The organism is Nostoc commune NIES-4072, from assembly GCF_003113895.1.
GTDB lineage: Bacteria > Cyanobacteriota > Cyanobacteriia > Cyanobacteriales > Nostocaceae > Nostoc > Nostoc commune.
Map to the genome: position 1 here is coordinate 221,778 of NZ_BDUD01000001.1, position 26,300 is coordinate 248,077.

Consider the following 26,300-nt stretch of genomic DNA (forward strand, 5'->3'; position numbering starts at 1 on the left):
GATAAATATCGGAGTAAGTAAACTTTTTGTTTCCTAAGCTATTTCATATTTAATTTGCATACAATTCATCCTTGTTTTTGATTACTATCTCCTGTGATCTGAACAAGTTGATTTAGGTTATCACCACTGATGTGATAGGCTGCCCCAAAACCAACTACAAAACGACCTTCACTCGGAGTTAGCTGAAAAATCCGAAAGTCGGACAAGCCGCGCAAAACCTCGATAATTTCACCAAACCGCCCTTGAAATTGCTCAACAATTTGATTCCACTTGTCAGTTTCACGCTCTATCAAATTTGCCGTACAATCAAAACTCAAACGACGACGGGCAAAAATTAGATTACTCTTGGCTTCATCCTCGATAAACAAGACACTAACATGAGGATTGTCATAGAGATTTTTGGTATGAGTTGAAAGACCACTGACGTAAATGTAGATGTTTTTAGAATCATCTATTACAAAGGGAGCATAACTAGCATTGGGTATTGCCTGTGCGTTCACGGTGCTAATAATTACACTCTCCAATTCTTCTGGAAACTTTTCGTACTCAGCTTGAATGTCTTCAAGTTGGCTCATAAGTAAATTACCGTTTGATTAGGAACACCTCATTAAGTATCGTAACGTGATTGAGCGATGTCTACGACGGGCTATTTGGCGTTGCATGGAATGCCAAAGATTTGGCTTAAGGGAATAGGTTACAGGTTATAGTTTTCTCCTGTACCCTTTCCCCTAATTAAAGCAATTCAGCATTATCCAAGCTCTGAGTACCGGAGGATTTGGAGAAACAAACATTGGGCTAAACTGAAGAAAGTTATGAGGACGCAAATATGACTGAAAAAAATCGTTCTCAATGGGATTTAGGCAGGTTTATCGAAACCCTGACTTACTTTGAGGTAATTCCTTTCCTTAACTGGGTACAGCAGTTAATCCAAGGCCATCCTAAGGATAATCAATATAGACCCAATGGAGGAAGAAATGTGGGTGTAATATTAGTGGCAGGTGCAACAGGTGGTGTAGGTAAACGAGTAGTGCAGCGATCGCTCCAACAAGGTTATAAAGTTCGCGCTCTAGTTCGAGACATTGACAGAGCCAGGTCAATTCTTGGTAATGATATAGACTTAGTAGTTGCGGATATCACTCAACCAGAAACTTTAACTTCTTTAGTTATGGCTGATATCCAAGCTGTAGTTTGTTGTACAGCAGTGCGCGTGCAACCAGTTGAGGGAGACACAGCAGATAGAGCCAAATATTATCAAGGGGTTAAATTTTACCAACCAGAAATTGTTGGCGACACCCCAGAAAATGTAGAATATCAAGGTGTTAAAAATTTAGTCCAAGCGGCAGTAAAATATTTACCCCAAGCAAACGAAAAACCGATATTTGATTTCACCAAGCCATCAGTAGAATTAAAAGATTACTGGGGGGCGCTGGATGATGTCGTTATGGGTGGCGTAAGTGCCAGTAATATTCAATTAGTAGAAAATACAGCTTTGTTTGCTGGTAATGTCTCTACGGCTAACTCTGGCGGATTTGCTTCTATTAGAACCAAGAATTTTGATCCACCTTTCAATTTATCTGATTGGGAAGGTGTAAAACTGCGCGTCAAAGGTGACGGGCAACGTTATAAAATATTCCTGCGGACAGATACAAAATGGGATGGTATTGGCTATAGCTATTCTTTTGACACCGTAGCTAATACCTGGATAGATGTTCACGTTCCCTTTGCAGATTTGATTCCCGTCTTTCGGGCAAAAGTTGTTAAAGATGCGCCGCCAATTGAGCAGAATAGAGTTTGTTCATTCCAACTGATGTTGAGCAAATTTGAATATGATGGCGCTTTGAATCCAAAATTTTCTCCCGGTGGTTTTGCTTTACAGTTGGAATCAATTAAAGCTTACGGCGGTGCTACTTTACCACAATTCATCCTCGTCAGTTCAGCAGGCGTGACTCGTCCCGGTCGCCCCGGCATTAATTTAGATGAAGAACCGCCAGCAGTGAAATTAAATGACCAATTGGGAGGAATTTTAACTTGGAAGTTGAAGGGAGAAGATAGTTTAAGAGAAAGCGGAATTCCTTATACGATTATTAGACCTTGTGCTTTAACTGAAGAAGCAGGAGGGAAGGAATTAATATTCGAGCAAGGCGATAATATTAAGGGCAAAATCAGCCGTGAGGATGTGGCAGAACTTTGTGTGCAAGCTTTAAAGATAGCAAAAGCTTCTAATGTCACGTTTGAAGTAAAACAGGGAGATAGTACTGTTAACTCTATCAATTGGCAGAAGTTATTTTCTGATTTAGTAAAGGATAAATAAGTGAAGTGACTACTACCGCAAGGCGGAAGTCAAAAATCAAAAGTTTTGTATATCAAAGCTTTTGCAAGTTTTAAAACGGTAGCTTGATTTCCGCCATGTTGTACTACAGACTTATACTCTGTAGCGATCCCAACACATCTTGTCTAAATAGACTGTTATGAAAAAAATCCAAGTGCTAATATTTGCCGGGATTTTAGCAGCAATTCTCTGGGGTGGATTATTTGGAAACACTGCTTCATCCCAGCAAGTAGAGTCTCGCATCTACAACCTGGAAGCAGACTTAAATCGTGTCGAGTCACGATTAAGCCAGATAGAGTCTCAACTCGGTCGAAGTGGCCAGTCTCCATCCCCAAGAACAACACTTACCCCACGCCAGTCAACTGGTTCCAGAAGGAACTTATCACAGCAAGATCCGATGTTTGATCGGCTGGCAACTTTGGTGGTTGAATTGAAGCAACAAGTCAACAAATTAGAGGCGCGAGTTTCTAAATTAGAAAGTCGCTGAGTATTTGAATTAGTCTGTGTATTTTTCAAAACTTCTTACTAGTAGTCTGGCAAGTTGAAAGTGATGGATAAGCAAGTTCGTAGTAAGGACTTTAGTCCTTATTTTCTCAGAACTAAAGTCCTTACTACAAAATCTTTAATTATTCACGTTTACTTACATTGTATAAGCTGGCTTCAACTTCCGCAGGAAGTTAAGCATAGCTGAAACCACAGCATCCGGGGACTCAATTAAGAAGCCATGACCCCCAGCGTTGAGGACTAAAAGTTCAGCGTTGGGAATGCCTTGAGCAAGTTGCTGGGAAAACTTTAACGGAGTGAGAATGTCTTGTTTACCAACTAGAACTAGGGTAGGACAATGAATTTGTTGAATGCGATCTATTGTGTCAAAGTCAAGCATGGCTCGGCTGTGATGATAGAGTGAATGAGCCGCAGGTGGAAAAGGATATCTGATTGCAAATTCAATTAGTCCTTCAATCATCCCAGGAATCGAGTAGAACGTATCTGTAAATATCCAAGGTAATACGACTTTTTCATAAAGTTTCAAGTCTACGTTTTTGCAGAGGTCGCCCCAAGTCTCGATAATGCTGTTAAATAATCCATCACCCTTTGCCAAAGATGAAAGTAGTATTAGACTTTCTACCTTTTCAGGATGTGCTAACACTAACTCTTGGGCTATCTGACCACCCATTGAATGACCTACTAAATGCACCTTATCGATCGCAATATAATCGAGCAATGCTGCAACATCACTAGCCATCTGCTTGAGGCTATAAGGGTTTTCGGGAGCAGAACTTCGCCCCATACCTCGGTTGTCTAAGCGAATGACTTGATAATGCGAAACCAGCGATGGCATAATCAACGACCAATAGGCATGATCGCAAAGGAAGCCAGCTATTAATAGCAAAGGCTCACCTTTCCCCTTAATGTCGTAGAACAAATCAATCCCGTTAATCTGAACTTTGGGCATAGTCAATAATTCTCTTAAGCAGGGATGGACAAAGCTAAATTCCTACGTCTTAAACTTCTCGTCCACTGGAATTTGATAGCCGTTAGCGAGGCGATTGGTCATGTTGGCAGTGGCTGCGATCGCCATTAGTTCCGCGAACATGGTATCATTCATGCCCTTGGCCCGCGCCCCTGCTGTGTGCGAGGCGATGCAATACTCACAGCCATTCGTCGCACTCACGGCGATGTAAATTAGTTCGCGCATCAGTGGATCAATCTCACCGGGGCCACTCATAACTTCCTTTACCGCTTGCCAAGTTCGTTGTAAGGTAGGGGGATGATTGGCTATAGCTTTCCAAAAGTTATTGATATAGTCATTCTGGCGTGTAGTGCGGATGTCGTCATATACTGCACGTATTTCGTCGCTGGCTTCTTCGTATTCAATCAGCTTAGTCATCAAAAATTTGGGTTATTCCCCGTCCTTTTATAGATACCAAAATGTAGGATACTACGTTTTTAGCTACGGACATTAGCGGTGATGAAATTCGACCTCTTTTTCCAGAATCTTGATATCATAGCTGCCAAAGAAATCGTGACCCAGTAAGCCGATGCTTGCTTTTGGTGCGATCGCTACTTGAAGATTATTGGTTGTAACTCCACCTACTGCAATAGATTTTAGCTTACTGGTTAGAAATTCTACTTGGCTACCGTCGGCAATTTGGGCTTGCATTGTCCCAGTAGGCTGAAGTTCAAGTGTATTCGCCATCCCTTGAGTGATAATAGTTTCACTGGAACCTGTATCTACAATCATTTCAAAGGTTTTTTTGTCGTTAAAGGTGACATCAATCACAGGAGTTCCACCAAAGCGGCGTTTGATTGGGACTCGAAAAACTCTTTTGTCTGAAGCTACAGGTATATTGCCACAAAGCCTTCCCAATGCAACGGTTTTACCAGAGGAGGTTATCATGTAACATGCTCCTGGATCGTCTGCTGTTGCTCGATGAGAGAATGCTAAAAATATCAGCGTCGGCATTAGTCCGATTGCAGCTAAGTTAACGGTTGTAATCCAACGCCTCCAAGCATTCTTCATGTTATATTTTCTCCAATTTCACTGAGTTTTTTTAATAGCTTAACTTATCATAATCGCTGTAATAATTGGTAGTGTAAATCCATCTTTTTAAGATAACAAGCTAATACTTATAAACCTTTATACAACAGAATATAAAATAATTGGCGTTGTTTTTGTTAGAATTATTGTCTATATTAATCACACAGTTTTTGTATTTTTAAGTGATTTATTGATTTTTTACTTCACTGTTTATTGAAATGTCTCCAGAAGAGGAAATTACATTTAACTCAATACATTTTATCTATAATTACTGATTGATAAATTAAAGATTAAGTAAAGACCCGATAAAACTAGTTAGAGTATATTAAATATGGCAAACTAAGAAGTTAGATAAGATAAATTTGTTATTCTTCAAGGGTTTCTGCTGCATGTACAGCAGTTGCGATCGCATTTGTAACAGCAATATCCTTTTGTTCTAAGATGATATTTTCACTAACAGTACGCCCAGCAACAACAGCACAAACAGCAGCAGCAGTAAAATTATACACTCCTGCCATTTTAAATAATGTGCCGCATTCCATCTCATAATTCAAGATATTTAATCGCCGATATTCTTCTGTAATACCATGCAGCGATCGCATTAAATTTGGATTCGCAGAATCAGTGCGTTCTTGTCCTTCGTAAAAAGTATCAACTGATGCCGTAATTCCTATGTAATGTTCAACCTTTAATTGTCGCGCAGCTTTAACTAAAGCGACTGTCAGAAAAGGATCGGCTGCGGCTGGATACTCCACAGGTGCAATATCATTTGCTGCACCTTGGCGACACAATGCTGCACTGCTAATAATAATGCTACCAACTGGTATATAAGGTTGAATGCTACCACAAGTTCCAATGCGAATAATTTGCCGGATTCCTACTTGGATTAACTCATTGACAACAATACTTAATGAAGGCGCACCCATACCACTAGTAGCTGATAGAATGGTGCGACCATTAGGCAAATATCCTACATAGCTATTGAGTCCGCGATTTTCTGACAACACGCGCACATCTTGTAAATAAGTTTGGGCAATTAGACGCGATCGCTCTGGATCACCAGATAATAGGGCAATGGTGGGAGGCGATGAACCTAAATCGTCTTGTCCAAAGCCAATGTGATAAAAGCGTTGATTTAGCATAGAGTGACACTTTATCTCAAATTATATGCTTGTCCTAACTATTACCAGCTAAATCCTGATCACGAATAAACATTAATGTATATGAGATATGTCAGAGTGTCCTAGTTAGTGATATGGACTTCAAAAGTAGTTAATCAATATCATTTAATTGCAATATCTCAACAGGGGTAAAAATATGGTTTATGGTAAGAGATCAATTGCGCGATCGCACCTGATAATATAATTTATAATGGCATACAGTCAAATAATCGAGACTAACTAATGTTGAGTTTTTAAAGCAGAGTCCAGTTTTAATCCGTTAATGCGTTCGTAGTGACGAGTATTGTTTGTTACTATAGTGTAGTTTCCTCCAAGTGCAACACTAGCAATCAGTAAATCAAATTCAGCAATTGTTTGCCCGATTCTACAGAGTTCTGCCTTTAACGAACTTTGGGGGTTTAAGTCCCCAGCAAGATAGGCAGCACGTTTTGTGTCGGGGTCTAAATCCCCGTCACAAAACGTAATTGCGAATTGCGAATTGCAGAATAGGCTATACTTCTAAGTCTTCATCAAATATTAATTCAATGTCTCTTGCACCATGAATGACTCGTAGAATATCAATTGCTGATTCTGTGATGCGGTAAAAGATAAGATATCGTTGAAATCCTTTAATAGATATTTGTCGAATTTCTGCTAGATTGGGATGAGTAAATTGACATAGTTTGCCAATAGCTGGGGTTTTTGCTAATTGTTTAAATGTTGCTTCGGCTGCTGTTAAAAACCTGTCTGAAACATCTAAGTTATCTTGTGCTATGTACGTTGCTAAGTCTATTAAGTCCCGGATAACTTGAGGTCTTTTTTTTATTTCAAACATCACGGCTAAATTGCATCTTGATGTTTGTTCATTCTTTCTCGGATTGTTTGACGGATATCTTCCCAATCTTCAACAGTCATTTCTGTTGCATTCCCAGAGTTTAATCCTTCCAGAAGCATTGTTTCTAGACGTTCTTTAGCTCTCTGTTTTTGGTCTTGCCGCACTAATTCACGAAAATATTCGCTGACACTGCTATAACTACCTTGAGCTACCTGTTCTTCTATATAAGTTCGCATGGCGTCAGGTAAGGAAATATTTATACTTTTCACAAGGGTTAGTTTTTGAATCTGTTTTTCTACATTATGGCAGTTTTTGCCATTTTATGCCATCAGTGTATCTGCGGCTAAAAATGAAACTTTAATCTACTAAACGGATCGCACTTTTCCTCAAGTCTCCACATTCCCCACGCTTCCAGATAAAAATATCACCCTTCGTTCTAGCTACAAAAATCAAGTTTTGCGACTTGTAAACTAAGTTTCTGGCTTCAAAACCAGCTTTTGCGACATCAAAACCAGCTTTTGCGACATCAAAACCAGCTTTTGCGACATCAAAACCAGCTTTTGCGACATCAAAACCAGCTTTTGCGACATCAAAACTAGCTTTTGCGACATCAAAACCAGCTTTTGTCAAAGAATTTCAGCAAATCTACTCCCATTTTTCCTGCCTGCTAAGTTCTCTTCAATAAAAAAACGCAAATATACGCATTCCGACGCAATTTTCAGCGTTTCTATACGTATAAATGCGATAAAAGTAGAAAGAATTCCAGCTTTATTTAATGGGCGTTGCTAAATCTAGGGATGAATGTCTCACGCAAAAGAAAATTCAATAAAATCATCCCCCATTTATGCAATATCATTTAATGCACTAACGCGATCGCACGTTTCGTCAACGCTTCAGCAGTCAATCCATTAAACGCCATCAACTCGCCAGCACTGGCTGTAGTTTCCCCACGTTTCCAAGCAAAGGTGTCGCGCTTGGCTGTACTCCGTAACAAAATCGGTTCTAGCATCCCCGCCGCACCACCAGTAACAGCAATTAACGCATCACCATCAAATAATTCGGCAAATTTCGCATCATCCAAGAAACCGCCTTCGGGTTCAGAACAAGTATCCCAAGCAGTATCATGGCTACGGTACAATTGTCGAGGATTGATGACAGAAACTATCTTCGCACCAATACCTTCAGTTTCTAAGAAAGCAGCAGCTTCAAATACTGGCATTAATGTCATATCGCCAATTACAGCAAATACAACTTGTCTATCACCAGCAACTTCATGTAATAGCACTGCACCATCGCGCAACCCTTGACGAGTTTGTTCTAAAGTTGTGCGAATTGGCAATGGCGATTTACTCGCTGTAATCACAATTCCCTTATTCTTAGTTTTCAACGCCCAGTCATAACAAGCTTGAATACTATTAGCATCAGGCGGAAATAATGGGAAAACATTTCCATTTCGCATCAACGAAGCAAAGTAAGCTTCAATTTCGGGACGTTGGTGAGTCCAACCGTTGCGCCCTTGCTCTAATGCGCCTGCTGTGAATAAAGTAATAGTTGAAGGAGTTTGACGGCGCAATTCTGCCATTGCTTGAGTCACAGTTTGCCAAATTGGTAATCCGTTGATGGCAAAAGATTCGTAAGAACACCACAAAGTTCTTGCACCCATTAACGCCAAACCGGCAGCTAAACCAGCACAAGCATCTTCACTCAATGGTTCATAAACTTGCCCATTTGGTGCTTGATTATATAAGTCGTCGGTTGTGGGGTGGATAATTTTTAATGCTTGGTTAATGTTGGCAATTCCTGATGCTTCGTTACCATCGGCGTTGGTGACGAGGAAATTCTGATCTTTATTTCCTACTATTCCTACCAATCGTCCCATTGCGGTTGTGGAAACTTTGGGTTCGCCACCAACTGCATATTCTTCTAAAGGTAATTCGCCTAAATCTGGTAATGGAAATTCAAATTCTGTCACCACAGTTTTCGCTGCTGGGCCACCACCGGCGCGTTCTGCATTTGTTCTGACTAATTGCCAAGCTTCCGCAGATAAAGCACGGGTTTGCAATGCACTAACAATATGGGTTGCATCCAGCGTATCTTTAGGATACAGGTTGTGAGATTTTGCACCCCGCGCATGGACTCCTGCACCTTTGAGTTGTTTAATAATGAAGACGGTAAGTTTACCACCCAATGCCGATCGCGCTGCTTTATCTACACCTGAAAGTACTGCTTGAGTAAATTCTAGGCGTTTCTCAAAGGAAAAGGCGGTACTATCAACGTAATCCCCTGGTTGATTTTGATCGTCAAAATCCTTGGCATCCACTAACACCACTTCATCAAAACCGTTACCTTGCCAATATGCTTGCATCTGTTCGTTAGTTTTCAGGGAAACCATGCTGTGATGTTCTTGGCTGTAACCGTTCCACACCAACACCGGTAAGAAGTTGGTGACAGCAGGATAAGCTGTATGGAAGTGAGCGATCGCACTTACAATATAAGGCTCACCCAATCCACCATCACCAACTGTAAAGGGGAACAACTTATCTTTGTGCAATAGTGCAGCCGCCATTGCAAAGTGTTGCCCTTGTCCCAAAGGCCCCGCAGGTGCGAGAATACCGGGGATGAAACCAGAAAGGTGTCCTAAAAGTCCGTGCTTTTCTCGGAAGCGATCGCGCAATTCTTGGACTGTAAAAATTCCCATGTCCTCTAGCGAACGATCCAAGAACATGGCACTATAAAATCCAGGGGCGTGGTGTCCCACTTCGGTAATAATGTTTTTGTATCCCAGCATGACAAGAGATGCGTAAGCTTCTGCTTGGCTGGCGAATCCGCCGGGATGCCCAGAAGCTTTACTAGCAGTAACTTGCAAAGTTAGGTAGCGTAAGGCATCAGCAGCAAGTAAAGTTTGATATACAGCTGCTTTGTCAGTGGGAGATGCGATCGCTACTTTGCCCGATTCTATAGCAGGTGTTGCGCCATAAGTTTCAAAATCTGGTAGTGCTTCACCAAAATATTGAATTCCTTCAGAAAAATTAGGAAGCGCTGAAGATGCCTTTGGGGAGATTGCAGTCATGCTGAGTACCTTTTGACGATTAGATAAAACTGTAGATGCTTGTTGAATTTAACAAAAATTTTACATCTTGGAGGTTGTAACAGTTTATTGCTTTTTTGCGACGTTAGAATAAGTACTTTAAATGGTTACGCACGAAAATTATGTAGATTGATTTTCAATGCTTCTACATAATCCCCCATAGTACTCATTAAAAAAGGGCTATGGATGATTTGAATATATTGCAAGTGTAAAATAATGGATTTTAAGATTGCTATTATACACCAATACAGAATATTTGAATATAATCAAAAGATGTAATTTAACGGGGCATCTATCCAAAATATATTTAGTAAGTTTTTTTCGTAAATGCTTTTAAAGATTCAGAAAAAATACTATTATTATCCTTAGAAAAATTAATAGTATTTATTTGCCAATCTGTTTTAAGTAATAAAAGTATCATCTATAAAACTCCCTTAAAAACTTGCTTTAATTTTTTTAAAGAAAATTTATGGATAAATAAGCATTAGATAAAGCTTGTTAAATATTGTTAGCTTACTAAATCCTAAAAAATCGAACCAACAATGAAAGTACTTGATAAACTACGCACACCAGCATTACTACAAACTCTGCAATTAATTGCTAAACCCACAAAAACCTTAGAAAATTGTGCCGCCAACTATGGCGATATTTTCACAATGCGGGTAATGGGTTTAAAGTCACCACCAATAGTATTTTTTAGCGATCCTCAAGCAATTAGTGATTGTTTCGCTATACCTGCACAAAAGTTAGATTTTAAGAAAGCAACCCATGTATTTAAACCCTTATTTGGAGAGAATTCTATTGTATTTCAAGAAGCGCGATCGCACCAACAACAACGGCAGTTATTATTACCAGCATTTCATGGGGATAATTTAAAATCTTATGGACAAGTAATTTGTCAAATAACTGAAGAAGTTACACAAAATTGGACATCAGGTACAGATATTTGTGTACACAGCTTAATGTCAGATATCACTTTAGAAATTATCCTAAAAGTGGTATTTGGTATTACTCATGGTGCGCGTTACCAAGAATTAAAAGAAAAATTGAGTTCTTTATTAGAAGATGTAACTAAACCTTGGTATTCTAGCCTATTTTTCTTTCCTTTGCTGCAAAAAGATTTAGGTGCATGGAGTCCTTGGGGAATTTTCTTAAAAAGACGAGAGCAGATTGACAAACTCATCTATGCAGAAATTTATGAAAGACGTTCGCAAAATAATGCTGCGCGTACAGATATTCTCAGTATGCTGATGTCAGCGCGTGACGTAAATGGACAACAAATGACAGATGAGGAATTACGCGATCAACTAGTTTCATTATTGCTGTTGGGTTACGAAACTACATCTGGTGTATTAGCCTGGATATTTTATTTAATTCACTCTCATCCAAAAGTGAGACATCGGTTAATGCAAGAACTAAACACCTTGGCTGATCTCACAAATCCTGAAGCAATTACAGAGTTACCTTATCTCACCGCCGTCTGTCAAGAAACACTGCGAATTCATCCTATTGCTTTAATTTGCACACCGCGAATGGTAAAAGATAGTGTGGAAATTATGGGGCATAAATTTACATCAGAAACAGTTTTAGTTCCTTGTATTTATCTAGCACATCGCCGAGCCAATACTTACCCAGAACCAGAACAGTTTAGTCCAGAAAGATTTCTCAACCAAAAATTTTCACCTTATGAATATTTACCCTTCGGTGGAGGTTATCGCGGTTGCATCGGTGCGGCATTTTCGATGTATGAACTAAAATTAGTAACAGCGATAATCTTATCCCATTTTGAACTAAGCCTTACTGATAAACGTCCAGTGCATCCAGTCCGTCGTGGTATTACCATTGTCCCTAGCGGCGGTGTAAAAATGGTTGTTACCAAAAAAGCAAAACTTAAAAAACAAACAATACTTTCTACTTAATTACTTAATCCTCCTATTTGCATATACCGCAATATAGATCCGCTCGTTAGCATCTAGCCTTTACAGTAAATAGTAAGAGGACATTTAGGAGATTATTAATTCATGCCTGATGAGCATCGGTTGGAGGAAACATTTCTATCCCAGGAAGCTGAAAGAAGAATATCCGAAAAGCTAGATAAAGTAGAAGAAATAGAAATAGATGTACAAACCGATCTGTTTAAAATAGTTCAGGGACAGGCGGATGGAGTTTCGATTGCAGGCCAAGGATTAGTAATCGAAAAAGACGTTCGCGTACAGGAAATAAAACTGCAAACAGAAAGTATCAACATCAATCCCTTAAGCGCTCTTTTTGGACAAATAGAACTCAATGAGCCAGTAAATGCCATTGCTCGGATTATACTCACAGAAGTAGATATGAACCGCACCTTGGCATCAGACTTTGTTCGCAGCAAGTTGCAAGATTTTGATTTGGATGTAGATGGCAGAATTGTGAGTTTTGAGGCACAAAAAATCGAAATATTTTTACCTGGTGATGGCAAAATAGAATGTAGGGGAAGAGTACTGTTAAAGGAAAAGGGAAATACTCGCCCTTTGGCTTACACTGCGATCGCCCGCCCACGGACTCATTCACAACCTGCGATGCTGGAGAGTTTTAACTGCACTGAGGGAGGCGGAATTTCCTTAGAAGTAGTTACAGCTTTAATGCAGAAAGCCAAAGAATGGATGAATATACCATTTTTTAAATGGGAAGATATGGTATTTCATATTAAAGATATAAAAGTAGAAACTGGTAGTTTAGTGCTTCTCGTAGAAACTCAAATGAGGCAAATACCATCATCAGAAATATTATCTCCTTAGTAGTATTGGCAATAGTTAAAGATAATTTTTGCTACTGAAGGATGATGTAAAAGTAGTAAAATGTTTCTAATATTTAGAAAGCTACTTATTTCTAAATTCCAACTATGCAAGAGTATGATGTTGTACTTATCGGTGCTGGACATAATGGACTAGTTTGTGCAGCTTATTTGCTGAAAGCTGGTTATAGCGTCCTGTTACTAGAAAAGCGTTCTGTTCCAGGCGGTGCAGCAACAACTGAAGAGTGTTTACCACAAGAGGCTCCTGGATTTAAATTTAACTTGTGCGCTATTGACCATGAATTTATTCACTTGGGGCCAGTTGTTGAAGAATTAGAACTAGAAAAATACGGCTTGCATTATTTGGAGTGTGATCCAGTTGTTTTCTGTCCTCATCCTGATGGTAAGTATTTCTTAGCACATAAGTCGCTGGAAAAAACTTGTGCAGAAATCGCTCGTTATAATGAACGTGATGCCAAAAAATACGCAGAATTTGTAGACTATTGGCAACGAGCGATCGGTGCAATGGTTCCGATGTTTAATGCACCGCCCAAGTCAATTATAGATATCGTTGGTAACTACGATATCAAAAAATTAAAAGATTTGTTTTCGATGATTGGTTCCCCGAATAAAACGCTGGACTTTATTCGCACTATGTTAACCAGCGCTGAGGATTTACTTAATGAGTGGTTTGATGAGGAATTTCTAAAAGCGCCATTAGCAAGACTTGCAGCAGAACTTGGTGCGCCGCCATCGCAAAAAACCCTTGCCATTGGTGCAATTATGATGGCAATGCGTCACAACCCTGGAATGGCCAGACCACGCGGCGGAACTGGCGCACTAGTGAAAGCTTTAGTGAATTTAGTCACAAGTAAAGGTGGCGTTATTCTCACAGATCAGCATGTTGAAAAAGTTCTAATTGATGATGGAAAAGCTGTTGGTGTACGAGTGGCTGGTAACACCGAATATCGCGCTAAATACGGGGTTATTTCTAATATTGATGCCAAGCGGTTATTTTTGCAAATGACTGATAAAAGCGATATCGATGGAGCCGATCCTGACTTATGGGAAAGATTAGAACGCCGCATCGTTAACAATAACGAAACTATCCTCAAGATAGACTTAGCTTTAGACGAACCACTGCGCTTTCCATACCACGCCCACAAAGACGAATATCTCGTTGGTTCGATCTTGATTGCTGATTCAGTGGCTCATGTAGAACAGGCTCATAGTAAATGCACCTTGGGAGAGATCCCTGATGCTGACCCATCAATGTATGTGGTCATGCCTAGCTACTTAGATCCCACATTAGCACCACCAGGTAAGCACACCGTATGGATTGAGTATTTTGCTCCTTACCAAATTGCTGGTGCAGAAGGTACTGGTTTAAAAGGTACTGGTTGGACAGATGAATTGAAAAACAAAGTTGCAGATAGAGTGGTTGATAAGTTGGCAGATTATGCACCAAATGTCAAGAATGCAACGATCGCCCGTCGTGTAGAAAGTCCAGCAGAATTAGGAGAAAGATTAGGTGCGTATAAAGGGAATTATTACCATGTTGACATGACTTTAGATCAGATGGTATTTTTCCGTCCCTTGCCAGAAATAGCGAACTATAAAACGCCAATTGAGAATCTATTTTTGACTGGTGCAGGGACTCATCCCGGTGGTTCGATTTCGGGAATGCCGGGACGCAATTGTGCCCGTGTATTTTTGCAGGCAAAGCATCCCATTAGCCAAACTTTGAAAGATGCACGCGATTCGATTAAGTCAACTGTCGAGTCAGTGTTTGGGATTAGTTAAGCCTTAGACATAGGAGTGAAAATGAATGTAGAGACGTAGCAGTGCTACGTCTCTACAAGGGTTCTAGATAACGCATATTTAATTTCATGATGTCTAGTATATATAGCAATTCTATTTAATTGCCTCTCCACCTAGAGGCTCATATCCCCGACTTCTTAAAAAAGTTGGGGATCTTTTTGTTTGTAACTCCTGCACAGATTGCGATAGCAACACAAATGATTGTTTTTTGAGTGAAACAGGCTCTAAACAATTGCTTTATGTGTATTTAATATGATAATGTAACATACACTTGAGTTTGACCAGCTTATATGCATTATCAACAAAGTTATTTCTTAGAACATAAGGAAATTAATGGGTAAAAAGTAGTGTATTTTGATAATACTCAGAAAACAAACAGTTTTTAACATCATTTTATAAGTTTTGTAGGTACAGCATGGTTTTTCGGCGCTGCTTGGTTGCATCTAGCTTGATAGTTTTCTTCGCATTTGGCTGTAGTGGTGGGGCAAACTCATCAACAGAAAATACTACAAAAGTTGTGCAGGAAAGTAACGTAACCCAGCTTTTCATAGAAGCTAAGGCTACTCAAAAAGTAGAAGATTTCTTTCATCAAGGGAATAATTTATTAGATAGACACCGTTACGAAGATGCAATAAAAGCTTATGATAAAGCGATCGCTATCAAAGTTGAGAGTCCTGAAGCTTGGATTAACCGTGGCATAGCTTTAACATCCTTACAACGTTACCAAGACGCGATCGCATCCTACGACAAAGCGATCGCTATCCAACCCGACAAATATGAAGCCTGGTATAATCGTGGCATCGCTTTAACATCGTTGCAACGCTACCAAGACGCTATTGCATCATACGACAAAGCGATCGCTATTCAACCCGACAAGTCTGAAGCCTTAATTAACCGAGGCATTGCTCTGACAAAACTACACCGTTATCAAGATGCGATCGCGTCTTATAATAAAGCGATCGCCATAAAGCCGGATTTGCACCAAGCATATTACAACAAAGCTTGCTCTTATGCTTTACAAAGTAATCTCGAATTAGCAATTGAGAACCTAGATAAAGCAATCCAGTTTGTTCCTGATAAATACAAGAAGTTAGCAAAAACTGACCCAGACTTTAGCAAAGTGCGTAGCGCAAAGCAATTTCAGGAATTACTGCAATAGAATTCTGGAACCAGCAGTCAGTATAACAGTATAAAATGTAAGCTTACTGTAGCAATAAAGGTTTCTCTTGAGCGGTTTACAATTAGACATGAAAAAATTGTTAATTACCGGGGCAAGTGGTTTTTTAGGATGGCATATTTGCCAGCTTGCAAAACAAGAATGGGAGATTTATGGCACTTATTTTTCCCATTCTCTAGAGATTCCTGGCATCAAAATGCTAAAAGTGAACTTAACAGAATTTAAGGAATTGCAGCGTATATTTAGTGATATAAAACCAACAGCAGTGATTCATACTGCCGCACAATCACAACCAAATTTTTGTCAAACCCACCCTGAAGAATCGCACGCAATTAATGTTATAGCATCATGCAATATTGCCGGAATTTGCGCGGATAATTCTATTCCTTGTGCTTTTACCTCAACCGATTTGGTTTTTGATGGTTTAAATGCTCCCTATCGAGAAACAGATTCCGTGTGTCCTGTCAATCTTTACGGTGAGCAAAAAGTCATGGCGGAAGCAGGTATGCTAGAAAGATATCCCATGACAGCAGTATGTCGGATGCCGTTAATGTTTGGTGCAGAAACACCCACAGCTAAAAGTTTTATTCAGCCATTTATTCAAACTTTACAAGCAGAAAAAGAACTAAATTTATTTATTGATGAATTTCGCACCCCAGTAAGTGGAACAACTGCCGCCAAAGGACTTTTATTAGCATTAGAAAAAGTTAACGGCATCATTCACTTAGGTGGAAAAGATCGGATTTCGCGTTATGATTTTGGGCAGCTATTAGTTGAGGTATTTAAACTTCCCGCCACCAAGCTCAAATCCTGCCGTCAACAAGATATGAAAATGGCAGCGCCTAGACCAGCAGATGTTTCTTTGGATAGTTCCAAAGCTTTTGCATTGGGGTATCAGCCTTTATCTGTAAAGGAAGAATTGCAGGAATTAATTATTTAATAGCCGTGAAGACAAATTTACGACCGACAAAATTATGGCTTTTGGCTTGAATGATTTGCTCAAAATCTGTGGGATGTCCTCTGGAATTGATTTTACTGGGTGGTTTAGGTGGTGAGTTCATAATTTTGGACAATAATTAAAAGATAAGGCAACAGTGGAGGTGATCATGACTGTACAATTGCTAAGACGGAAATTCACAGTTGAGCAATATCATAAGATGGTTGAGTCGGGGATTCTCACAGAGGATGACCGGGTGGAATTGATTGGGGGAGAGATTATTGATATGTCGCCTATTGGGACAAAACACGCTGCTTGTGTGAAACGGTTAAACAAACTCTTGTCTCAGAAGTTACGGGATAGAGTTCTCATCGCTATTCAAGACCCTGTGGAACTGAACAATAACTCAGAACCTCAGCCAGATGTCGCATTACTTAAACCCCGTGATGATTTCTACGCCACTGCACATCCCCAACCCCAGGATATTTTTTTATTAATTGAAGTATCTGATTCCACTGTGATGTATGACCGGGAAGAGAAAATTCCTTTATATGCAGAAGCAAACATAATTGAAGTTTGGTTAGTAGATATTAACGAGCAAATTGTCGAAGTCTATCAACAACCAACAGCCGCAGGATATCAGTTTATGCAAAAGTTCGCTAGCAGTCAAAGTTTATCAATTAAAGCTTTCCCTAATGTAAACATTACCGTCAATGAAATCTTTGGCAGATAAAATGACTTCTCCCTTCATTCCTCTCTCATCCCTTGAAGACGCAAAAATTTTTACTCCCCAACGCTAGTAGGAAAGGGGCTGGGGGTTAGGTCTGTATTCCACTCAACCGAAAAGTGGTATATAAATATTTTTATCTCAAGCAGAAGCGCCCAGACGCAAAAAGAGAGTTTATGCTAAAAAAATCCCCCCAACTTTCTGGAAACGACAGTTGGGGGGAGCAAGCTTTAACTAAACTGTATGGTTTTATGAGGAATAAGCATCCATTGGCAGACAAGAACAAACAAAATTCCTGTCGCCAAAGGCTGCATCAATGCGACCAACAGCAGGCCAGAATTTATACTCACGAGTCCAAGGCGCAGGATAAGCAGCTTGTTCACGAGAATAGGGATGATGCCATTCTCCAGTGATGAGACTTTCGGCAGTGTGGGGTGCGTTCTTCAAAACATTATCTTGAGCATCCACCTTACCTGATTCTATTTCGGCGATTTCTTGGCGAATAGAAATCAACGCATCACAGAAACGATCTAACTCTTGTTTAGATTCACTTTCTGTAGGTTCCACCATGATTGTACCCCCTACAGGCCAGGAGACAGTCGGCGCATGGAAACCGTAGTCCATGAGACGCTTGGCGACATCATCAATTTCGATCGCAGCTGATTTTTTGAGCGATCGCAAATCTAAAATACATTCATGGGCAACTAGACCATTTTTCCCCTGATACAAAACCGGATAGTACGATTCCAGTCTCTTAGCGATGTAGTTAGCATTGAGAATCGCCACCTTAGTTGCTTCGGTTAAACCATCTGCACCCATCATGGCGATGTACATCCAAGAAATCACCAAGATACTAGCACTACCCCAAGGCGCAGCCGCCACCGCACCAATATGCTGGGTACTGGGGATTAGGGATTGGGAATTGGAAGTTTCTTCTTTCCTAGTCCCCAGTCCCCAGTCCCCAGTTCCTACCACAGGATGTCCGGGAAGAAAAGGCACGAGATGAGAGGCTACGCCAATGGGCCCCATACCAGGGCCACCGCCACCATGAGGAATACAGAAGGTTTTATGCAAGTTTAAATGACAGACATCCGCGCCAATATCTCCAGGACGGCAAATCCCCACTTGGGCGTTCATATTTGCCCCATCCATGTAAACTTGTCCACCGTGACTATGGACAACAGCGCAGATTTCCTGAATTGGTTCCTCAAAAACACCATGAGTTGAGGGATATGTCACCATTAAAGCAGCTAGTTCATTGCTGTATTTTTCTGCCTTACTCTTCAAATCATCAACGTCAATATTACCTTGTGAGTCACAGGCAACAGCCACCACCTTCATCCCGCACATCACGGCGCTTGCTGGGTTTGTTCCATGTGCCGAAGTGGGAATCAAACAAACATTACGGTGTGCTTCACCCCGGCTTTCGTGATATTGACGAATTACTAAAAGTCCGGCGTATTCACCCTGAGAACCAGCATTTGGTTGTAGAGAAATACCAGCAAACCCGGTAATTTCAGCTAACCATGCCTCAAGTTGCTCAAACAAGATTTGATAACCCTGAGTTTGCGACGCAGGTGCAAACGGGTGAATCTTGCCAAATTCCTCCCAACTTACCGGAATCATCTCAGCAGTAGCATTCAACTTCATTGTGCAAGAACCCAAAGGAATCATCGATGTCGTTAGCGATAAATCCTTGCTTTCAAGCTTGTGCAGATAGCGCAACAACTCAGTTTCTGAGTGATAGCGGTTAAATACAGGATGGGTGAGATAAGTGCTTTGACGGCTAAATGGTTCACCGCTTAAACCTGATTGCTGAGTTATCCATTCCATCTCTTGGATATTCAAAGCAAACCGTAACTCATCTGTCCCTGCAAAAATCCGGCATATATCTCGCACATCATCCAATGTGGTAGTCTCGTCCAACGAGATACCAACAGTAGATGTATCAAAAATACGCAGATTAATTTGACGGGCTTCAGCAGCTTGTAAAATTTCTTGCAGAGGTTTAGTTCCTAACTCCACCTGTAGCGTATCAAAGAAAGGTTTAGAACTAATGCTGTAACCTAGTCTCTGCAACCACTCTGCCAAAATCAAAGTCCGGGAATGTATCTTCTGAGCTATTGTCTTAAGTCCATCTGGCCCATGATAGACGGCGTACATACTCGCCATTACCGCCAGTAGCACCTGTGCAGTACAAATATTACTAGTAGCTTTTTCGCGGCGGATGTGCTGTTCGCGGGTTTGCAAGGCAAGACGTAATGCAGGCTTACCTTGAGCATCTTTTGATACTCCCACAATTCGCCCTGGAACCAGCCGTTTATACTCTTCCTTCGTAGCAAAGTATGCCGCGTGAGGCCCCCCAAACCCCAACGGAATACCAAAGCGTTGGGTGCTACCCACAGCAATATCAGCGCCAAATTCCCCAGGAGGGGTAAGCAAGGTTAAACTTAGAGGATCTGCTGCTACCGTCACCAATGCACCCTTAGCATGGGCTTTCTCTATAAAAGCGCGGTAGTCGTAAATAGTCCCATCACTAGCGGGGTATTGTAGAACAGCTCCAAAAATTGGTTGATCAAAATCAAATGTTTGATGATCGCCAACAATAACCTTAATCCCTAATGGTCTAGCGCGTGTTTGCAACACGTCGATAGTTTGGGGATGACAATCATCAGAGACGAAATAGGCATTTGCCTGATTTTTACAAACACCATAGCTTAGGCTCATCGCTTCAGCTGCGGCTGTGGCTTCATCAAGTAAGGAAGCATTGGCGATTTCCAAACCTGTTAAGTCGATAATCAGGGTTTGGAAATTTAGCAGTGCTTCTAGTCGTCCTTGGGCAATTTCTGGCTGATAAGGAGTGTAGGCAGTATACCAACCAGGGTTTTCTAGGATATTACGCCCAATCACAGGTGGGGTAATAGTGTCGTAATATCCCATACCGATGTATGAACGGAAAACCTGATTTTTGGCAGCAACTTTTTTTAATGATGTCAGTGCTGCATACTCACTTTCGGCTTCTGGTAACTTTAACGGTTGCTTCAGCCGAATTGCCTGCGGGACTGTTTGGTTGATTAGGGCATCCAGACTGGGAAACCCCAAAACCTTAAGCATTTGCTGGATATCGTCGGAGTTAGGGCCAATATGTCTTGGCACAAAACTACTTAACTTTTGACTTTTTTGACTTTTTTCGTCCAGCACTTGCTGCTCATTAGACTTGAGAATAGGGGCGTTTATTACCACAAATTACTCTCCAGATGGTACTATTTCATATTTTGCAATAAATACTCATGAGAAGTGAGTGTAACTTTTTAGTTCATCTAAATTTCATGAATTATCTTCGGGTGGAGTAGGAGATTGGAGATATGGGAAAGACAAGGGAGAAAATTTTACCTTATCCTCCTTGTCCCCTTTATCCCCCATTCCCTACTCCCTACTCCCTACTCCCCTTCTACTTGTGCGCGATACTCATCTGCTGTCAAGGCATCCTCAACTTCATCAGGGTCATTGACACGCACTTTCAAAAACCACCCTTCCCCGTAAGGGTCTTCTGATACGTCTTCAGGAGAATTAATTAAAGCTTCATTGCGTTCTATAACTGTTCCTGTCACTGGTGAATTCAGTTCTTCAACGGCTTTCACTGATTCAATTGTGCCAAAGTTTTCTCCCCTAGTAAGAGCGTCACCAATTTCTGGCAGTTCTAAAAAGACGATATCGCCCAATTCATGTACAGCAAATTCAGTAATACCAATGGTGGCAATTTCACCATCTATTCGCACGTATTCATGAGAATCCAGGTATCTGAAATCTTGAGGATATTCAAAAGACATATCACTTCCTCTCCCTTATCAAAAAAATTATTGCCTTAACAGTCATCAAAGCCATATTTAGTAATGAACCTTACTGTATGTACATTGACTAACTCACAACACATTATTCCTCAAAAACCTCGACGCTTATCAGTTGGCGACACGATTTTTTGACCGATAAAAGGGACGTTTAACTACAACTCCTGGGTAAGCTTTGCCGCGAATTTCGACTTCTAGCTGTTGACCGATGGTTGCTAATTGAGTAGGAACGTAAGCTAAGGCAATGGGATAACCCAGTGTAGGCGACAGAGTGCCACTGGAAATTTCTCCCACAACTTTACCTGCTGATAACACTTGATAGCCGTGACGGGCAATGTTGCGTCCTTGGGTTTGCAAACCCACCAATCGGCGCTGCACTCCAGTAGCTTTTTGCTGTGCTAAAATTTCCCGACCAATAAATTCGCCTTTGGTATCTAAGTGAACTAGCCACCCTAAACCTGCTTCTAAAGGTGTGGTGGTGTCATCGATATCTTGTCCGTAAAGTGCCATCGCTGCTTCTAGCCGCAGAGTGTCTCTCGCACCGAGTCCACAGGGAATAACACCAGCATTATAAAGACTTAACCACAATTCTACGCCCACATCTGGGTCTACCATCACCTCAAAGCCATCTTCTCCGGTGTAACCTGTGCGAGCCAGGAAAGCAGGTTTCCCTAGTAGGGTTGCTTCTAGATGTCCGAAGGCTTTGATTGGTTGTAAGTCTTCTTGCACTAAAGGTTGGAGGTATTTAATCGCTTTTGGCCCTTGCACGGCAATTAAGGCTTTATCTGGTGAAAGGTCTTGGAATTGCACTTTATCTAAGTCAAGGTGTTGCAATAGCCATGCTTTATCTTTAGCAGAGGTTGCCGCATTGACGATGATGAATGCCTTCTGTATACCAATGGTGTCTTCACCTTGGTAATAAACAATGATATCGTCAATAATTCCGGCTTGGGGATTTAACAATACGGTGTATTGTGCTTGACCGGGTTGCAAACGACTCAAGTCTGAAGGCACTAGAGGCTGGAGTTGGGAAATGAGGTTTTTACCTTGGAGGGTAAATTTGCCCATGTGAGAAATATCGAACATTCCGGCTGTATTTCTTACAGCTTCGTGTTCGCGGCTAATGCCACTGAATTGCACAGGCATTTCCCAACCGCCAAAGCTGGTAAAGCGTGCTTTAAGTTCTACACCCAGTTGATATAAAGGGGTTCGCGCCAGAGATTGGGCGTTGTCTTCTTGATTAGCCACAGGTAATTTTGCGTAGATGCGGAGCAACTTGCCATTAGGCATCGCACCTCAACATCTATAATCCTACGAGATGCTTTCTGGTTTTACAGTCTTATGTATTGAATTTGGGCATTGGGCATTGGGCATGGGAAAGAGGACTTGGGGACAAGGAGAATTGGAAACAAGGGGAAAGACTTGTTGGAAGTTCTAAACTTTTGTCACCTTGTCCCCAAGTCCCCTCTGCTCCTCCATCTCCCTCACTCCCCACTCCCTTATCCCCTTCCATAAGCTTTAATAGTTAATGGTGCAAGTGTTGAGATTTATTAAGAAGACATTATGAAATATTGGCGACTGTTAGCTAGCTTTGTCTTAGCGATGGTTCTTTTTTGGTTTCCCCTATCGGCGCAAGCTGCAAGTTCTTCTAGTATTACCCGTTCTGTGGGTAATGATGAACTCAAGGGCAAGGATTACTCTGGTCAAAGTTTAGTTGGTACTGAGTTTACCAATCTCAAATTAGAGAATGCTAATTTTAGCAATGCTGACTTACGTGGTGTCGTGTTTAACGGTACTCTGCTGGAGGGAGTAAATCTGCATGGTGCTGATTTTAGTGAAGGCATAGCCTATCTAACACAGTTTAAGGATGCTGATTTAAGTGATGCTGTATTGACTGATGCAATGATGCTGCGTTCTATTTTTGATGATGTAAATGTCAAAGATGCTGATTTTACGAATGCAATTTTAGATGGGACGCAAGTGAAAAAACTTTGTGTTAAGGCAAGTGGTGTTAATTCTAAAACTGGTGTAGATACTCGCCAGTCTTTAGGATGTAAGTAGAATTTATCCCCTTCTTCGCTGGAGGAGAGGGGGATATTTTTTTTATGAATTATGAATTAGGCGCAGCGATGTCTAACGACAAGCCGCTGACGCTCCAACTCTTGGAGATGCTACGCGAACGTCGCTACCGCTTCTCTACGAGAGGCTTGTCTGCGACACGCTCCGCGAACGCCAACGCTAATGCGTCTACGCTAGTGATATGCTTCTCTTAAAAAGCTGGCATAATTTGCCCGAATCGTCATAGTAGTAGGATGACTTACACCTAAAGTTTGTTCACAAATTTTCAAAGCTTGCTCAAATAAGGGTTTGGCTTTCCTGTAGCGTCTTGTATTACGGTAGAGTGCTGCGAGATTGTTTAGACTAATGGCGACATCAGGATGATTATCTCCCAGCAAGCGTTTACTCACTTCTAAAGCTTCTTGATACAAGGGTTCGGCTTTGCTGTAGCGTTGTGTAGATTCGTAGAGTTGTGCTAAATTATTCAGGCTAGTAGCGACATCAAGATGGTTCTCTCCCAGCAAGCGTTTTCTCATTTCTAAAGCTTTTTTAAGCAAGGGTTCAGCTTTGCTATAGCGTCCTGTGTAACAGTACAATGCTGCTAAATTGTTCAAGGTAGTAGCGACATGGGGATGTTCTTCTCCCACTAAGCGTTTCCACAGTTTCAAAGCTTGCTGATACAAAGGTTCGGCTTGGTTATAGCGTCCTATCGATTCATAGAGTAATGCTAAATAGCTTAGGGTAGTGGCGACATCAGTGTGTTCTTCTCCCAGCAGGCGTTTTCTTAGTTTTAAAGCTTGGTGATACAGAGGTTCGGCTTCGCTGTAACGTCCTGTAGAATCGTAAAGTTGTGCTAAATTATTTAGGCTAGTAGCGACATCAAGATGGTTGTCTCCCAGCAGGCGTTTGCTCAGTTCTAAAGCTTGCTGATACAAAGTTTCAGCTTCGCTGTAGCGTCCTGTAGATTTGTAAAATCCTGCTAAATTGTTCAAACTAGCAGCGACATTGGTATGTTCTAAACTAAGACGATTTTGAGTTAGTTCTACACACTGTTGCAACCAATATTCTGCTTGCTGATAAAGTCCTTGACCTTGATAAAACCAGGACAATTTGGTAAACAGAGTAATTAGATTTTCATCACCTACATACTGGGATAGGTGGGTTGCAACTTCTATAATGTGCGGGATATGTGGAGTGAGGTTGAGAATATCTTCAGGGTTAGGCTGTTGCGGAATTAGCTTTGCTACCTCTAACATCATCGCTGCAAAGTTACTTTTTGCTTCATCCCCCTCATTTGACTTATCCAACTTCATTTTAAAAAGTTGTCGAATGAGGGGATTTAGACAATAAATTCCTTTACTTTTCTGTTGTAGCAAGTGTAATTCTAGTAAATCGGCTATGGCTTTCTGCCAAAGTTCTTGTTTATTGTTATCTTTTCTCGTCTCAAGAGATAAGGGAATGTCAGCTAAAGCACACAAACTTAGCAAACAGCCAAAGCTTTGTGCATTTTCATCCAACTGTTCCCAACTTAATTCAAAAGCTTCAGCGACACCGTATTCATAAGACATCAATGAGTTAGTATTGAGTACTGATTCATGTTCCACTCGTTTTTTCTCTAGCCGCTTCAGCAGTGTTTCCAGAGACAAATCTGGCATTTTATCCAGATATCGCCCTACTAACTCTAGCGCTAAAGGCAAATATTCTAAAAATTTACAAATTCTTCTCGCAACCCAAGGTTCTTGTTGCAGTCGTTCCCGAACCACCAGCGCTTTTAATAATTTAATCGCCGCCGATGGTTTGAGGACATCCAATTCGCTATTATATTTCGCCCTCAGGTAAGCTTGTAACGTTTCTAGTTTGTCCCGATTGTTAGAAATAGCTAACTCAGGATAACTCTGAGCGAATTTTTCATATATCTCACTCATCCGCTTTCTGAAAGCAGCAACATCAACGTTTAATTCGCTGAGAAGTTTAGCTTCACTTTTACCTAAATTCTCATTATTATAATACTTTAAAAAAGCTGCTGTTTGCTCTAGAGATAAGCTATGATCAGCAGCTTCTTCGGCTAGAAAATTAGCCCATTGCATAAACAGCTTATGATATTTATTTTTAATTCTACTTTGTCTTCATTTAGAAATCCCCTCTATTTTGGGTAAAAATACCATTTGTATAGAAACCTTTAAAAGCAATGGCTTTCCGTTAGGGATTGCCATTTGAGCTTGTGAACCTCAAGTTTGAGAATCGAACCGCGTTCGCGCAGCGTCTCGCAGAGAAGGGCGCAAAGGGCGCGTTCAGCGTCTCGTAGAGAAGAAATAAGTAAGAGAGAGCGATCGCCATTTTAAGTTAGAATTGATGGGCGATCGCTGCTAAAATTTGAACTAAAACTGTTGTGTGGCATCCATTTGATGTGATTTTTTGAAAGGGTGCGATCGTTAGCGATAAGGTTTTCTTAAAAAGATTGCATAATTTCTCCGAACTCTTATCGTATCGGGATGACCTACACCCAAAGTCTGCTCACAAATTGCCAAAGCTTGCTGATACAGGGGTTCGGCTTCGCTGTAGCGTTTTGTAGAAGCATGGATACAGCCCTACTGAAATTATTCTGGCGGCGGCAATTTTAACTTCATTGTCGATTGGGGGAATTGCCTCTGTGATTGTGGCGATTACGGGTTTAGTTAAACCTGAACGTTGAGCCTCTGAACCTGAACGTCGAGCCTTTTTACCCGAACGTCGAGCCTTTTTACTCGGACGTTGCACCTTTTTACTCGGACGTTGCACCTTTTTGCTCGGACGTTGCACCTTTTTGCTCGGACGTTGCACCTTTTTGCTCGGACGTTGCACCTTTTTACTCGGACGTTGCACCTTTTTGCTCGGACGTTGCACCTTTTTGCTCGAACGTTGCACCTTTTTGCTCGAACGTTGCACCTTTTTGCTCGAACGTTGAGCCTTTGAACCTCAAATTTGGGATTTGGTACTCAAAACAGTCAGGTAAATATTGTATTTATTAT

25 protein-coding genes are annotated in these 26,300 nt (G+C 41.0%); 9 read left to right on the forward strand and 16 right to left on the reverse strand.

Annotation, left to right across the window (positions count from 1 at the left end; all coding sequences use genetic code 11):
- Positions 1–65 precede the first annotated feature (65 nt).
- Complete coding sequence (locus tag CDC33_RS00950; RefSeq protein ID WP_109006895.1) at positions 66–575, reverse strand: HugZ family pyridoxamine 5'-phosphate oxidase; 510 nt, start codon at positions 573–575, stop codon at positions 66–68.
- Between the two features lie 251 nt (positions 576–826).
- On the opposite strand from CDC33_RS00950, the gene CDC33_RS00955 reads away from it, so the two are divergent.
- Positions 827–2,311 (forward strand): CIA30 family protein, encoded by a 1,485-nt coding sequence (locus tag CDC33_RS00955; RefSeq protein ID WP_109006896.1) that lies wholly within the window; start codon positions 827–829, stop codon positions 2,309–2,311.
- A gap of 157 nt (positions 2,312–2,468) precedes the next feature.
- On the forward strand, positions 2,469–2,816 hold the full coding sequence (locus CDC33_RS00960; RefSeq protein WP_109006897.1) for a hypothetical protein: 348 nt from the start codon (positions 2,469–2,471) through the stop codon (positions 2,814–2,816).
- Positions 2,817–2,969: 153 nt separating this feature from the next.
- Here CDC33_RS00960 and CDC33_RS00965 read toward each other — a convergent pair whose 3' ends face one another.
- The 8 genes from CDC33_RS00965 to CDC33_RS01000 form a co-directional block, all read right to left on the reverse strand.
- Positions 2,970–3,782, reverse strand: a complete 813-nt coding sequence (locus tag CDC33_RS00965; RefSeq protein ID WP_109006898.1) for an alpha/beta fold hydrolase — start codon at positions 3,780–3,782, stop codon at positions 2,970–2,972.
- A 42-nt stretch (positions 3,783–3,824) separates the two neighbouring features.
- A complete protein-coding gene (locus tag CDC33_RS00970; protein WP_109006899.1) occupies positions 3,825–4,217 on the reverse strand; it encodes a carboxymuconolactone decarboxylase family protein in 393 nt (130 codons plus the stop codon).
- A gap of 72 nt (positions 4,218–4,289) precedes the next feature.
- Positions 4,290–4,850, reverse strand: coding sequence for a retropepsin-like aspartic protease family protein (locus CDC33_RS00975; protein ID WP_109006900.1), 561 nt, complete (start codon positions 4,848–4,850; stop codon positions 4,290–4,292).
- A gap of 383 nt (positions 4,851–5,233) precedes the next feature.
- Complete coding sequence (locus tag CDC33_RS00980; RefSeq protein WP_109006901.1) at positions 5,234–6,010, reverse strand: nucleoside phosphorylase; 777 nt, start codon at positions 6,008–6,010, stop codon at positions 5,234–5,236.
- 529 nt (positions 6,011–6,539) lie between these two features.
- Entirely contained in the window at positions 6,540–6,863 is a 324-nt protein-coding gene (locus CDC33_RS00985; protein WP_109006902.1) for a type II toxin-antitoxin system RelE/ParE family toxin, read from the reverse strand.
- Positions 6,864–6,868: 5 nt separating this feature from the next.
- On the reverse strand, positions 6,869–7,132 hold the full coding sequence (locus CDC33_RS00990) for a type II toxin-antitoxin system ParD family antitoxin (RefSeq protein WP_109006903.1): 264 nt from the start codon (positions 7,130–7,132) through the stop codon (positions 6,869–6,871).
- Between the two features lie 88 nt (positions 7,133–7,220).
- Positions 7,221–7,493, reverse strand: a complete 273-nt coding sequence (locus tag CDC33_RS00995; protein ID WP_109006904.1) for a hypothetical protein — start codon at positions 7,491–7,493, stop codon at positions 7,221–7,223.
- A 226-nt stretch (positions 7,494–7,719) separates the two neighbouring features.
- Positions 7,720–9,933 (reverse strand): phosphoketolase family protein, encoded by a 2,214-nt coding sequence (locus tag CDC33_RS01000; protein ID WP_109006905.1) that lies wholly within the window; start codon positions 9,931–9,933, stop codon positions 7,720–7,722.
- A gap of 560 nt (positions 9,934–10,493) precedes the next feature.
- Between CDC33_RS01000 and CDC33_RS01005 the strand changes: the two genes are divergently transcribed.
- The 5 genes from CDC33_RS01005 to CDC33_RS01025 all read left to right on the forward strand — a co-directional run bounded on the left by CDC33_RS01005 (position 10,494) and on the right by CDC33_RS01025 (position 16,662).
- The gene (locus tag CDC33_RS01005) at positions 10,494–11,870 is read left to right on the forward strand and encodes a cytochrome P450 (protein ID WP_109006906.1); all 1,377 of its coding nucleotides are present in this window, start codon (positions 10,494–10,496) and stop codon (positions 11,868–11,870) included.
- A gap of 102 nt (positions 11,871–11,972) precedes the next feature.
- The gene (locus CDC33_RS01010; protein WP_109006907.1) at positions 11,973–12,728 is read left to right on the forward strand and encodes an LmeA family phospholipid-binding protein; all 756 of its coding nucleotides are present in this window, start codon (positions 11,973–11,975) and stop codon (positions 12,726–12,728) included.
- Between the two features lie 104 nt (positions 12,729–12,832).
- Positions 12,833–14,527, forward strand: coding sequence for a beta-carotene ketolase CrtO (gene crtO / locus CDC33_RS01015; protein WP_109006908.1), 1,695 nt, complete (start codon positions 12,833–12,835; stop codon positions 14,525–14,527).
- Positions 14,528–14,960: 433 nt separating this feature from the next.
- The gene (locus CDC33_RS01020) at positions 14,961–15,704 is read left to right on the forward strand and encodes a tetratricopeptide repeat protein (RefSeq protein ID WP_109006909.1); all 744 of its coding nucleotides are present in this window, start codon (positions 14,961–14,963) and stop codon (positions 15,702–15,704) included.
- An 88-nt stretch (positions 15,705–15,792) separates the two neighbouring features.
- On the forward strand, positions 15,793–16,662 hold the full coding sequence (locus tag CDC33_RS01025; protein ID WP_109006910.1) for an SDR family oxidoreductase: 870 nt from the start codon (positions 15,793–15,795) through the stop codon (positions 16,660–16,662).
- On the opposite strand, the gene CDC33_RS41095 is transcribed toward CDC33_RS01025, so the two are convergent.
- Entirely contained in the window at positions 16,655–16,783 is a 129-nt protein-coding gene (locus tag CDC33_RS41095) for a hypothetical protein (RefSeq protein WP_280524388.1), read from the reverse strand. The genes CDC33_RS01025 and CDC33_RS41095 overlap by 8 nt on opposite strands.
- 45 nt (positions 16,784–16,828) lie before the next feature.
- On the opposite strand from CDC33_RS41095, the gene CDC33_RS01035 reads away from it, so the two are divergent.
- The gene (locus tag CDC33_RS01035; RefSeq protein WP_109006911.1) at positions 16,829–17,392 is read left to right on the forward strand and encodes a Uma2 family endonuclease; all 564 of its coding nucleotides are present in this window, start codon (positions 16,829–16,831) and stop codon (positions 17,390–17,392) included.
- Positions 17,393–17,635: 243 nt separating this feature from the next.
- Here the strand turns inward: CDC33_RS01035 and gcvP are convergent, their stop codons facing one another.
- The 3 genes from gcvP to gcvT form a co-directional block, all read right to left on the reverse strand.
- Positions 17,636–20,629 carry an aminomethyl-transferring glycine dehydrogenase gene (gene gcvP / locus CDC33_RS01040; protein WP_109006912.1) on the reverse strand — a complete coding sequence of 998 codons (2,994 nt, stop codon included), beginning with the start codon at positions 20,627–20,629 and terminating at the stop codon, positions 17,636–17,638.
- Between the two features lie 197 nt (positions 20,630–20,826).
- On the reverse strand, positions 20,827–21,216 hold the full coding sequence (gcvH, locus tag CDC33_RS01045; protein ID WP_100899443.1) for a glycine cleavage system protein GcvH: 390 nt from the start codon (positions 21,214–21,216) through the stop codon (positions 20,827–20,829).
- Positions 21,217–21,345: 129 nt separating this feature from the next.
- Positions 21,346–22,482: a glycine cleavage system aminomethyltransferase GcvT gene (gene gcvT / locus CDC33_RS01050; RefSeq protein ID WP_109012389.1), complete on the reverse strand. Its 1,137-nt coding sequence runs from the start codon at positions 22,480–22,482 to the stop codon at positions 21,346–21,348.
- Positions 22,483–22,797: 315 nt separating this feature from the next.
- Between gcvT and CDC33_RS01055 the strand changes: the two genes are divergently transcribed.
- Positions 22,798–23,295 carry a pentapeptide repeat-containing protein gene (locus tag CDC33_RS01055; protein WP_109006913.1) on the forward strand — a complete coding sequence of 166 codons (498 nt, stop codon included), beginning with the start codon at positions 22,798–22,800 and terminating at the stop codon, positions 23,293–23,295.
- A gap of 191 nt (positions 23,296–23,486) precedes the next feature.
- Here CDC33_RS01055 and CDC33_RS01060 read toward each other — a convergent pair whose 3' ends face one another.
- From CDC33_RS01060 to CDC33_RS41545, 3 genes are all read right to left on the reverse strand, one after another.
- Entirely contained in the window at positions 23,487–25,379 is a 1,893-nt protein-coding gene (locus tag CDC33_RS01060) for a tetratricopeptide repeat protein (protein ID WP_109006914.1), read from the reverse strand.
- 345 nt (positions 25,380–25,724) lie between these two features.
- On the reverse strand, positions 25,725–25,874 hold the full coding sequence (locus CDC33_RS41540; RefSeq protein ID WP_109006915.1) for a tetratricopeptide repeat protein: 150 nt from the start codon (positions 25,872–25,874) through the stop codon (positions 25,725–25,727).
- The gene (locus tag CDC33_RS41545) at positions 25,807–26,217 is read right to left on the reverse strand and encodes a hypothetical protein (protein WP_369694275.1); all 411 of its coding nucleotides are present in this window, start codon (positions 26,215–26,217) and stop codon (positions 25,807–25,809) included. The genes CDC33_RS41540 and CDC33_RS41545 overlap by 68 nt, the downstream gene beginning before the upstream one ends.
- Between the last annotated feature and the right edge of the window lie 83 nt (positions 26,218–26,300).